Annotated in this window: 9 protein-coding genes; 4 read left to right on the forward strand and 5 right to left on the reverse strand. The window is 54.2% G+C overall.

The features are described from left to right. Positions 1-142: 142 nt before the first annotated feature. A complete protein-coding gene (gene tnpC, locus BSG17_RS22240; RefSeq protein WP_089827638.1) occupies positions 143-1,561 on the forward strand; it encodes an IS66 family transposase in 1,419 nt (472 codons plus the stop codon). A gap of 142 nt (positions 1,562-1,703) precedes the next feature. On the opposite strand, the gene BSG17_RS22245 is transcribed toward tnpC, so the two are convergent. From BSG17_RS22245 to BSG17_RS22265, 5 genes are all read right to left on the reverse strand, one after another. Then, complete coding sequence (locus tag BSG17_RS22245; protein WP_089827588.1) at positions 1,704-2,441, reverse strand: hypothetical protein; 738 nt, start codon at positions 2,439-2,441, stop codon at positions 1,704-1,706. A gap of 671 nt (positions 2,442-3,112) precedes the next feature. After that, entirely contained in the window at positions 3,113-3,571 is a 459-nt protein-coding gene (locus BSG17_RS22250; protein WP_089827589.1) for a hypothetical protein, read from the reverse strand. Continuing rightward, entirely contained in the window at positions 3,571-5,559 is a 1,989-nt protein-coding gene (locus tag BSG17_RS22255) for an AAA family ATPase (protein WP_089827590.1), read from the reverse strand. Before BSG17_RS22255 ends, BSG17_RS22250 begins: the two co-directional genes overlap by 1 nt. Further along, positions 5,556-5,762 (reverse strand): DNA modification system-associated small protein, encoded by a 207-nt coding sequence (locus tag BSG17_RS22260; protein WP_089827591.1) that lies wholly within the window; start codon positions 5,760-5,762, stop codon positions 5,556-5,558. Before BSG17_RS22260 ends, BSG17_RS22255 begins: the two co-directional genes overlap by 4 nt. Positions 5,763-5,838: 76 nt before the next feature. Then, on the reverse strand, positions 5,839-8,052 hold the full coding sequence (locus BSG17_RS22265; protein WP_089827592.1) for a DEAD/DEAH box helicase family protein: 2,214 nt from the start codon (positions 8,050-8,052) through the stop codon (positions 5,839-5,841). A gap of 148 nt (positions 8,053-8,200) precedes the next feature. On the opposite strand from BSG17_RS22265, the gene dndC reads away from it, so the two are divergent. The 3 genes from dndC to dndE are packed head-to-tail and all read left to right on the forward strand — an operon-like array spanning position 8,201 to position 12,173. Then, positions 8,201-9,706, forward strand: a complete 1,506-nt coding sequence (gene dndC / locus BSG17_RS22270) for a DNA phosphorothioation system sulfurtransferase DndC (RefSeq protein WP_211609285.1) — start codon at positions 8,201-8,203, stop codon at positions 9,704-9,706. A 3-nt stretch (positions 9,707-9,709) separates the two neighbouring features. Beyond that, on the forward strand, positions 9,710-11,788 hold the full coding sequence (dndD, locus tag BSG17_RS22275) for a DNA sulfur modification protein DndD (RefSeq protein ID WP_089827593.1): 2,079 nt from the start codon (positions 9,710-9,712) through the stop codon (positions 11,786-11,788). Continuing rightward, positions 11,781-12,173, forward strand: a complete 393-nt coding sequence (gene dndE / locus BSG17_RS22280) for a DNA sulfur modification protein DndE (protein ID WP_089827594.1) — start codon at positions 11,781-11,783, stop codon at positions 12,171-12,173. The genes dndD and dndE overlap by 8 nt, the downstream gene beginning before the upstream one ends. The last annotated feature ends 9 nt before the right edge of the window (positions 12,174-12,182 follow it).

Consider the following 12,182-nt stretch of genomic DNA (forward strand, 5'->3'; position numbering starts at 1 on the left):
GCGTATGTGTTTAGCCCCGGATCGATTTCGTTAGTCTCTCGGAGAGGCCACCCAACTGGTGTAGTAGATCAATGCAGCAGGCAAATGAGTCCACTACCAAGGGATGGTCTCCGGACAGGAGACCATCCCGTCCTGCCTGCTCATGACCTCCTCTGATCCTACCAAGGAGAAGATCCTTGCCCGCCTTGTCTCACTCGAGGAAGAAGTTGAACAGCTCCGAGAAGAAAACGAACAGCTGCGACAGGAGAACAAGCGGTTGAGAGCCAAACTCCGGTGGTACGAAGGGCCACACACACCACCGAGCAAGGAACAATCAGATCAAGAGAAGTCGTCCTCGTCCGATGGGGACGAGGACGACGAACAACCGCGTACTGACGGTGGGAGTCCTGGTCGAAATCTCGGACACGATCCCGAGTGGCGAACCGCACCGAACCCAGATCAAAAGCTCGAGGTTACCTGTGATTGCTGTCCGGAGTGTGGCGAACACTTTGACGAGTCGGCGGGCGTCAGCCCCCGACTCGTCGAGGAGGTTCCTAATCCACAGCCTCCCGAAGTCACCCAGTACAACCGCCATTACTACGAGTGCCACTCCTGTGGAACCCAGACTGTTGCTTCACACCCCGACTGCCCCGATGAGGGGCAGTTCGGGGTGAACGTCATTGCTCAGTCAGCACTTTCTCGGTACGACTATCGTCTTCCCTACCGAAAGATCGCTGATCGCTTCGAGCAACTGCATGGACTCGAACTCTCGGGGGCATCCGCGTGGCACGCGACCGAGCGCGCTGCGCGCGCCGGTCGCTGCGAGTACGAACAGATCCGCCAGCAAATCAAAGACGCTGACGTCGTCCACGTGGACGAAACGGGCGTCAAACGCGACGGTGAACAGGCGTGGATCTGGACGTTCAGGACCGAGGATCATACGCTATATGCGGTCAGAGAGAGTCGCGGACATGATGTTCCCGTGGAAGTCCTCGGCGAGGACTTCCCGGGAACGGTTGTCTGTGACGGCTGGACAGCCTATCCGGCCTTCAGCAGCAACCTCCAGCGGTGTTGGGCACACATTCTCCGAGAAGCTGAAGACGCAGCTGAGGATTTTGAGGACGCAGAACCGATTTACCGGAAGCTCAGGCAGACATACGTCGGTCTCCAGGCTTGGCTGGAGACCGACCCAACTACTCGTGAGCGAGCACAGATGCACCGATCAAGCGAGAGCGGGCTCAGATCGCTCGTTGAGCGATCAGTAGCGGACGAGCCAGTGGCAACACTGCTCGGAAAGATCGAAGGCGGGATCGATCACTGGCTCACCTTCGTCGGTGAGCCAGCGATCTCGCCAACGAACAACGCCGCAGAGAACGCGCTTCGTGAACCAGTCGTCCTTCGGAAAATTATCGGCACGCTCCGGAATGAGCGTGGCATGTTCGTCCATGAGACGTTGCTGTCCCTGCTGGCGACGTGGCGCCAGCAGGGACGCAACCCCTACGAAGAACTCAAGCGCGTCGTCAAAAGCAACGAGATGATTTCACGAACTCACGCTGTGCCTGCGGTTGAACCTTCGAGGTAAACACGTACGATGAAGCAAAAGGAACTCCGCGAACTGCTGGACGATCTCGTGGACGAGGGATGCATCGAGTAGGAGGCACGGACCTGGGGGGGTTCCCGATGCGTCGACCACTACTGAAATCGCGACTGTGCGCCAGTGACGGTTACATGGTGTTGACGACTTTCCAGTTTTTGCCGAAGATCGCGCCCTCGTCGTCCGACAGTGATTCGAACAGTGCTCCGCCCGCTGTCGACGGTGATTCCACGAAGAACATGTCCTCCTCGTCGATGTGATCCGTGCACCATGTTTCGACTAGGGAGCGGGCGTGTCCCTCGTGCCGGTAGTCTTCATGGACCCAGATCTGGTTGAGGAGCGGAAACCCGAGCTTTGCCGGCGTATTCCATGTGAGGTAGCCGCACGGCTGGCCATCGGCGCATTTGATCAGGTACTCGAAGACCTCCGGGTTCGACTGCCGGAACGATGAATCATCGTTCTGTGCTAACCCGACCAGTAACCGGGCAGCAATCCGCTCGAGTTCGTGGTCCGGCATGACGAATTCATCACCATTACAGACGCCTTTCATCACGGAGTCGGGGCCGAGGAAATCCCCCTCGTGCTGGACAGCGACGACGTTCCGGCATTGCGTGCACTCGATCACGCGCATGTCGTCGGAGATAGTGTACATAAATTGACCGTTTTGACAGCCTGCGCATTCGATGTATTCCAGCGTTGTCGGCGTCTGGTGGTCGCCGGCATTGAACACCGACCCGCAGTCCGGGCATGCGAAATCAGGGTTATACGTGATCTCCTCGTGAACGTGGCCGCAGTCCGGGCACTCCGGTACTGACTGCTTCGTTTCTTTTATCGACGTGTAGCCCTGGAGTCCGCTGATTCCTCTCATAAGAACGGTACGACCGGTCGCCCTATTAATTATCCCTGTCAGGAATGGATCTGTAGCCGGATCGGGACGATTGGTAAGATTGTCAATCGGGCTTACTTCTGTATCACTTTTTGCTGTTCAACACACCATTAGTGGAGCTCTTTCTTCAGTTCGGTCGGGAGTATCGCCGAAAATCATCCCGAGACGCCACGAGGTTGTGCGATGAAAGGCCTTCTAGCGCCCGTGGATCGAATTCCTTTCCCTATTTGGCCTTGGTCCACCCAAATTTTAGAGATTACTGCATCGCGACCAATGAGTTCCTCCAGCGTCCGGAGTTCTCGAATTCTGAAAACGTCTGGTTTGTCCACCGAACCCACGACGTAGTAATGGATTCCGGCCGTGCCACCATTTGCGCAAGGGTTGCTAAATCCTCCATCGTGTGGTACCCCATCCGCTTCTTGTACACAATGGCCCTCTTGACCTGCGCAGGTCGCCGGATTCGGGCCAGCCTCTACGATACGCTCGTTCGTAGGCAGCCTTGAATATCATGAGGTGCCGACGAGACTGATGTTTCTGGACTTCTCGCGTTGGTATATACATGCTTGCTGTCTCAGCGATACTGTCCGACCTTCCAGTCCTTCGGAGTTCACAAGGTCTGTTGTGGTATGTTGAAAAATGAAGTGTTGAGTTGCCTAGGACCGTGATCGAACGCCTTCTAACTCGTTGGGGTCACCAACCGAATTGATGAGGCGAGTTTCCCACTCTTCAGGCTGGGCACCCTGGACGATGCCGACCAAGTCGAAGTCCTCCTGTGTGGTGACCGACTCGTCAATAAGTTCGACACCACGGTCGGCATACTCGAGGACGGCGGTCCAAACTGCTGTCTCCTCAACCTCGCCTGTCTCGATTTTTACCAACTGGTAAACCAGATCAATCGTCTGGCGATGTTCATCGTTACTGATGTCCGCCGTATTGACAAAGTCCTGACTCCACCCTTCATAGTCCGTTTTCCGATCGCCGTGGAAGAAGCCGAAAATTGCACCAAGGCTGAAAAGCTCGTAGTTGTATTTGAAGATGGCGTCGTCGTTCTCATCGTTCTCGACCAAGCGCTTATAAACATCCTGCCGAGCGGTTTTCAGTGTTCGAACCATTAGTCATCCCCCACGAGCGATTCGATCGAAAGTTGTTCTTCGACGATGGTCGAACTAGTCTGGCTCTCATCGCGATGCTCGATGGCGAAATGTTTCGACGTCCGATTAGCGATACGTTCAATGTCACTGCCTTCCAGCTCGTTCGGTTGGTAGAGAATCATGACTTGGTCGCTGAAATGATGATAATAATCGAGGAGGTTGTTCTTGTGCGTCGGGTCAAGGCGTCCAATAGGGGTGTCAACAACAACCGGCGCGTTGCGCGTTGCATATTCGCTGAGACCAGCGATGAAAGCATAGGCAATGATCTGTTTTTGGCCTTCACTCGGGCGCTGCTCGGCGATTGTGCGTTCCGATTCCTCAGTTAGTACGCGGAGTTCATAACTCTCAGTGATTTTCAGCCCACGGTAATAGTTCGGACGGTTAGTCAGCTCTAAGAATGTCTCCGAGGCATATTTCTCGACTGTTTTGCGGCGTGTATCAACGAGTTCGGCCCGGACATCCTCCATGGCCGCCCGGCAACGGTCTGTCAGTTCGATCAGCTTTTGCAGGCGCTGTTCTTCGTCAGAGACCTGTTTTTGTGAACGAATGCGGCTCCGGAGCTGTTCGAGTTTACTATCGAGTTCGCCAACCCGCTTCTGGTACTGTTCGAGTTCGCTTTCTAACTCTTCTATTTCTTCGACAAGTTCGTCTTCTTGCTCTTTCAGCTCGGAGAGGTGTGAGCGTTCAATCGACTCAAGCTCCGACTCAAGCGTGGCCTTCTCTTCGGACAGTTCCTCATGCCGCTGTTTGTACTGTCGGATGTCACGCTGGAGGCTCTGATATCGGTCCAGTTCTTTGCGGTGACCAATATTGAGGTTATCTTTGGCCTGTTCGATGAGTTCAGCCATCTTTCGCCGCTCAGTCGACTGGAGCTCGAGCCACCGTTTTTTCAGAGTCTCTCTATGCTCAGGGTTTTCCTCCAGCTTGAGGCCACACAAGCACTCTTCACGATTATCCAGTATGTCGTTGATGACAGCTGCCTCGCTCGCTGTCCCTTCGACTGCGTAGAGTTGTTGAATGCAGCCAGCGCAAACCGCCCCGAGGAGCGGACCAGCTCGGCGACGAAGAGTGTTCCGTTCAGCCAACTTGTCATCCAGGTCCCGTTTGACTGACTCTAACTGTTCAGATACCGTATCTAATTGGTCGCGTTTGTCATCTCCCGCCTCGATTGTTTCGAGTTCACCACGGATGTCCTGTAGTTTGACACGCTTCGTCTCAAGCTTGGCCTTCGTTTCTTCGATTTTGCCTGTTTGACCTTTCGTTCCTTCGAGTTGCTCTTTCTTATCGTGAACTTCATCCAATTCGGTTTGGAGCTTCTCAACTTCCGAGACTGTCGACTCGATTTTCGAATACTTCCGTTCGTACTCTTTCCCGCGGCTTTTCAGGTCGCTAACTGCGTTTTCTATTTCTTTGATACCAAGGACTGTTTCGATCGCCTCTCGGACTTCTTCATCATTCGCTTCCTCAAATTTCTCGAGTTGCTCGGCATCGAAGAAGAAGAAGTCAGCGACGTTTTCAGGAATAAATTGGTTGATAAATCGACTATATGCATCGCGTCGTTCGTCGTCGCCGACGATCACGTCGCCTTCTGCATCTTTCACACGGAGGAAGAAATTCTCTGCAGCACGATCGTCTTCGTGGTCGACTTGCTTGAACTTAACACCACGCTCGATCGTGTAAACGTCGCCGTCGTCGTCGACAAAAGAAATCTCTACTTTGGAGGTCCCATCACCTTCCGTCGCCGCCTGGCGGTTGATGAAGCTATCGCGTTTCGATCGGTTATCGACGCCGTGAAAACAGTACTTGATTGCGGTGTGCAGTGACGTCTTCCCCGTGTCGTTTTCCCCTTTAACAAGGACGAGGGGTTTCTCGGCCTGGGTAAACGGGTCCATGCTGACCTTGTCATAGAACGGCATGAAATTCTCCAGGGTGATTCGAGTAATTTTCATTCTAGCTGAAAGTCGTCAACGTAGGATTCGAGAGCGCTGCTCACATCTTTGAGGATTGACGAGCGTCGGTCCATCCCAACAACCTTGCTTTCCTCATCATAGATTTCCATCAGTAATCCCGCAGGGACTCCGTGCTCTTCGGCGTACTTTTCAATCAGGCGGTGGATCTCTTCGTCATCCACGCCGTCGTCGCCGTAATTCATATCCAACCCAAGGAAACGTGCTTATCTAAACCTTCCCCACATGTGGCGGCCGGCAAAGGGGTGCGTCGGGTCGCACTTACGTTGTCTCTGCGAAATCTAACTTCTCGGGGTCGAACGGGTCGGGGGGCTCAATGGCATAGACGAGTGTCTTAAATCCCTTGCCGTAACTTTCCAGTTCCTCGGCGAGTTGTACTTCCGCTTCGTCGCTGTTCCGTGCAGCGTCCATCAGCAGCTTGGCACGCCGAAGTTCCTGGGTAATGATCTTCTGTGCCGTGTGATCACCTGGCTGAGCATTGATCCCCGGGAGGACGAACATATCGTAGATGACCGCGTGGTCTTTGCTGTCCGAGGTTCGTAACACCCGACCACGACGCTGGATGAACTCTCGGGTGTTAGTTGAACTGGAGATGATGACCGCCGTTGGGCAATCAGGGACATCGACCCCCTCGTCGAGGCACTTGATTGCCAACAGATACTCGATCGCGCCGGTTTCGAACTTGTGGAAGGCGTTTGCCTGTTCGTCTTCCCGGTCAGAGACATAGACACCGTAGCGCTTGTTACGCTGTTTGAGTTCGTCCTCGAGTTCGTCGATCTGTTCATTATCTTCGCAAAACACAATCGCTGGTGTAGGATGTTCGCTGTCGAGGAACTGGCCGAATCGAGCAGGCTTCTGGACTGCCCGCTTCTTGATTCGAGCCCGCTCTCTAAGGAGCTGCTTACGACGCCGATACAGATGGTCGGAAGGCGACTCGCTAGCTTTGAGCTGCGCCTCAACGGCCCCAAGTTCATTCGTGTACGCGAGGTACTCATCGAACTCTTCGGCGCTCAGTTCACAGAGGAGCGGATGATATTCATACTCAGCGAGATAGCCGTTTTCAATAGCCTCCTGGGTACTCAGCCGGAATGGTTCGTGGCCGCCAAAATACTCGTAAATCGCCCTGGTACCTTCTTCATCCCACTGGCGGTTCGGGGTTGCAGAAAGCCCGATTCGCCGCCCAGCATCGATCTCTAATGTTTTGCGGAACTGTGCAGACCCGATACCATGGACCTCGTCAATGATGATTTGCAAGCGTTGTGGCGGGGTGTGGGCAATAGCTCGCCGGAACGCGTCGGTGGAGGCGGTATGTGGTGTCGTTATCAGGACCGTTCGGTCTTCTTTGACGATTTCGCTGACATCGCCAATCCGATACGGGTCTACGATGCCGAGGATAGAGCTTCGCCATTCTTCGCGCCCAGTGCACTCGAGCACCGCAGTATCGGGGCCAAAGACGTCGGACAGATCCTCTAACCACTGGTCGACCAGGACTTTCGTTGGGACGACGATTATCGTGAGTCGGGTGTCGGCCTCAAGGCGGGCGGCCCGAAGGGCCGTATATGTTTTCCCAGTCCCAGTCGCCATGGCGAATAGCCCGTGGTAATTGTGGGCCTTCCACCAGTCGATGGCTTCCTGTTGGTGCGGCCATAGGTCCTTTCCATCATCTTCATCGTTGCTGGTAGCCGCAGTAAGTTGCTGGCGTCCCTCTTCTGTCAGAAAGAGATTAAGCGCCGGTAGCCCGTCGACTGTTTCTGGACTTCGTTCCGTCACCGACTGTTTAACTGCGTCTGGGAGGGGATAGACGTCGACCTCAGGGTCGTCATTGTTCCACAAGCGGTCGAAGGCGTCCTGCTTGTCTTGAATTCGGACATCCTCAGAAGACATCCAGGACCGGAATACGTCGAACGATTCGTAGTTCTTCGTCCACCCGGCCTGCGTCTCGTTGAGCGAACCAGAGAAGGCAACGCGGTTTCCGTCATCGTCACCAATAATCCCGAGTTTCTCGTGATAGAGACGAAAGGGGTCTCTCTCTTTATCGTCCGGCATGTAGGCAACTCTGATTTCTAATTTCCCCTCGTCGAGTAACCACGCAAGACACCTAAAGCGGTCTGTTTGAAGATACTTCTCGATATCCTCGGGGGGACTATTGCCACCGACGCCTCGCTGGAGCGCAGCTTCGAATATGTCGCTGTCACTGATGTCGCCGGTGTAGGCCCTAAGTGCCTCAAGGTCATCGTCACTAAACCGTGGGCTGGTCAGTAACCGCATCTGCCCGCCGTTCTGAATGAGTCCAGCGACACCACGACCCGCGATGGCTAATGACTTACTATCAAAAAATCCGGCCGCACGGTCATACTTTGTTGCTACAGACAGGCAGGGAATGTAGAAATTATTGAGCGGGTCACTACCGGTACGGTAACTCCGCTCGAGATTGAGGCTTGCCAAGGTCAGAGATTGACCATTGGATTCGGCCATATGTTATCTATGAATTGGGTCGTGACTATTTATAAATACTTCGTGTAGTGAGACTACACCCCCACCCCGCCTCGATCTGGCGGTAATTCTCGACGGACAGAGGGGAGACTTTTTATTGCTAGGATGACTTGGACTATCCAAGATTACTATGGGTACGAGCACAGATGAGGTACCCGATTCAGAGGCTGACTCCGGGGACGAAAAGCCAGATGAGGTATCAGTGTTTGACCAGCGTGAGTTATCCGAGATTCACAAAGAGATACAGGAAACTTACCTTGCAGATGACCGTCCGTGGGTAATCGGGTACAGCGGTGGCAAAGACTCAACGACTGCTCTCCAACTCATTTGGTATGCAATCGCTGAACTTGACGACGACCAGCAGACTAAGCCGATTTACGTCATATCGAGTGATACTCTGGTCGAAACGCCGAAAATCGTCAACCACATAACCTCCACGTTATCGAATATCAACGAATACGCTGAAAAGGAAGACCTACCGTTCGAGGCACACAAGGTCTACCCGGAGGTCTCGGACTCGTTTTGGGTGAACCTCCTCGGTCGGGGCTACCCGGCGCCAAACCAGACGTTCCGCTGGTGTACCGACCGCCTCAAAATCGACCCGGCAGACAACTTCATCCGCGAGAAAGTGTCGGAGCACGGTGAGGTTATTGTCGTACTCGGTGCCCGGAAGTCCGAGAGTGCGACCCGGAAACAGGTAATGGAACTGCACAGCATCGACGGCAGTGTGCTCTCGCGGCACTCGAAGTTCGCCAATGCATTTGTCTACACACCGATTGAGGACTTCTTAGTTGATGACGTCTGGTCATACTTGCTCTCGGTCGAATCGCCGTGGGGTAAGAACAACCGGGATCTAGCGGCACTTTACCAGGAAGCCGACGACGAATGTCCGATGGTGATTGACACGTCGACGCCGTCATGTGGGAACAGCCGATTCGGCTGTTGGACGTGTACGGTAGTCTCCGAGGACAAGGCAATGGAGAACATGATCGATGGCGGTGATGAGTGGATGGAGCCGTTACTTGAATTCCGTGATCTGCTTAAATCGACACAAGATCCCGATGAAAAGCCCAAATATCGGGAAATGAAGGGTCGACGGCACGGATATGTTCGAGAGAAGGACAATGGGTCGACCGGGATTATCCCCCGGGCGTACAAACTCGAGTTCCGTAAGCACCTTCTGCGTAAACTGCTGGAGACCGAAGTCGAGGTCAACAAAAGGCGTGGCGAGGAGATGGAGCATCTCGACCTCATCAGGAAGCCCGAGTTGAAGGAGATTCGTCGCCTATGGCGCACGGAGGAATCCGACTGGGAGGATTCGGTACCACAAATCTACGAAGAAGCAACTGGCGAGTCACTCGATTGGGTGACGGACGACCTCGGGTCGTTCAGTGCCGAAGAGAAGGAAGTGTTGCGTGAAGTCTGTGCGGAGCATGACCTCCCACCTGAACTGCTACAGAAACTGCTCGATACGGAGCTTCAGCACCACGGTATGAAGCGGCGCTCGTCTATCTACACTGAGATTGATAAGGTGTTCCGTGAAGATTGGCGTTCCGTCGAAGAGATCGTTGCCGATGTCAACGGCGAGGACGCCGACCGCTGGGAATATGAACTCTCATACGACGAACTAGCCTGATCCATGAAGTTACAACAAATCGTCCTCGAAGACTTCGGCCCATATGCGGGTACAAACTCTCTCGACCTACACACTGACCCCGACCGACCGATCATCCTCTTTGGAGGGATCAACGGCGCCGGCAAGACGACACTGTTCGAGTCGATCCAGATTTGCCTCCATGGACGGAGTGCACTGGGTGACCGCGTCTCCGAAGCAGAGTACAAAGAGAAAATCCGCGGCAAACTCCACGAATCTGGTGGCGAACAGGCTACAGAGGCAGCCATCACCCTCCGGTTCGAGTACGGAAACCTCGGAGAGACTAACTCTTACGAGGTAACACGGTCGTGGCGTGATCGTGGAAAAAGCATCGTCGAGGACCTACAAATCAAGCGCAACGGTGGGAGCCTGACCGACCTTGATGAAGACCAGTGGGAAGACTTCCTCAAGGAGCTCATCCCGCCGGGTGTCTCCCAACTGTTCTTCTTTGACGGCGAAAAGGTCCAAGAACTCGCAAGCGCTATCGAAAGTGGCGACGAATTCACCAAATCACTATTCTCACTTCTCGGGTTGGACCTGGTCGACCGTCTCGATGCCGACTTATCGCTCTACCTGTCTCAGAAATTAAACGAAAGCGGCCACGAGGAAATCGGCGATGAGCTTGAAGAGGTGCACGAGGAGATCGACGCCACAGAAACAGAACTGAAAAAGACAAAGGTCAAAAAGACCGACGCTCAGGCCGAACTTCGGGAACTAAACGAGGACATTGAGCGACTCGAAGAAAAACTCGCCAAGGAAGGAGGGGCGTTCGCACGGAAGCGGGATGATCTCAAAGAGCGCCGCGAAGAAATCACCGAAGAGATCGAGGACGTTGAAACGGAGATTCAGGAGCTCGCGCAAGGTGCCTACCCATTCGCGCTAGCTCCCGACCTCTGCCGACGCGTGCAAGATCGCCTTACCGCCGAAGCAGAGGCCGAGACGAAACAGGCTGCTCAACAGCGAGTTGTCGACGAGCTCGCCAGCGTCGACGACGTCGACGAGCTCGCTGCCGACCTCGACGTTGATGGGGAAACCACGGCTACGGTGGTCGCTCATCTTCGTCAGCGGCTGACTGAAAGACTTGCTGTCGATGACGACGACGGGTATCGGCTCTCCCGCGAATTCTCCCAAAATGAGCGCGAAGAGATGTTCGATATTGTCGATCGAGCGCTCGAAGAGATCCCGCAAAAGATGGGGGTGCTTAGTAACCGGCTCGAAACACTCACCCGCGAGCGCCAAGCGGTTGAACAGAACATCAGTCGCGCACCCAATCAGGCAGTCATCTCACCGATTCTCGAGGATGTCAACGAGCTGACTGAAGAAAAAGGGAAAATCAAGCAAACCATCGATGAGTGCAACGATCGCATTGAGGAACTCGAAGGGTCGCTCAGTCGCCTAAAGAACAAACGCGAGAAGCTCGAAGAAAAAAGCGACAGCCTCGAGGACGTGTCCGACCGTGCCGACCTTGCGTCAAAAACACGCAATGCGGTCTCAGCATATAAGGAGCGGTTGCGACAGCGTAAACTCGAACGCCTCGAGGAAACACTGACAGACCACTATCTCTCGATATCTAACAAGAGCGAGTTCTACGAGGGCGTCGTCATTGATCAAGAAGAGGTCGAGATTTCAGTGAAGACCCGCCATGGGACACTGAAGGCCCAAGACCAGCTGTCAGCTGGAGAACGCCAAATATTCGCCACGGCAATGCTGTGGGCGCTTGCAGACATCTCGGGCCGACCGTTACCGTTCATCATCGACACCCCGCTGGGTCGGCTTGATGAGGAGCACCGCTCGAAACTGGTGGAGAACTTCTTCCCGGAAGCCTCACACCAGGTGTTGTTGTTCTCGACAAACACCGAAATCTCCGAAAGGTACTACGAACTCCTCGCAGATGACCTGGCAGCGGAGTACTATCTTGAGTACAATGAGGAGACCGGTTCGACTGACATCCACTCTGGATATTTCCACCAGGATGCAGATGAAGCCGTCCAGGAAGTCAACCCCGTGAGTACCTCATCAACGGGTAATTCACAGGGGCAGATAGGGAGGTTTAGCGATGAGTGAATCCAACTTCAACAGAATCCAGATCGACAGCGACGTCACGCATCGACTTAAGATGCTGAAAGGCGCGACAGGCCTAACGCCGAACTACTTGGCCCGAATTGGTCTATGTTTCTCGCTTAACGAGCCACGGCCTCCGAATCCCGAGGAGTACGACAATGACGGTCAGGTATTCAATCGATTCACACTCCTTGGCGAGCATGATGCGCTGTATATGGCGCTGCTTCGTGAGCGTCTCCTCCAGGAGGGCTATGAGGACCCGAATGAGGTGCTCTATGACCAATTCCTCGCGCACCTCAACCGTGGTGTCGAAACGCTGCAGGGCCGTGTAACCGACCTGAGTGACCTTCACGGCATGATTCCCGCAGAACTGAAGGCTGAACAGTAACAACGGTTA

This window comes from Halogranum amylolyticum (assembly GCF_900110465.1).
GTDB classification, from domain to species: domain Archaea; phylum Halobacteriota; class Halobacteria; order Halobacteriales; family Haloferacaceae; genus Halogranum; species Halogranum amylolyticum.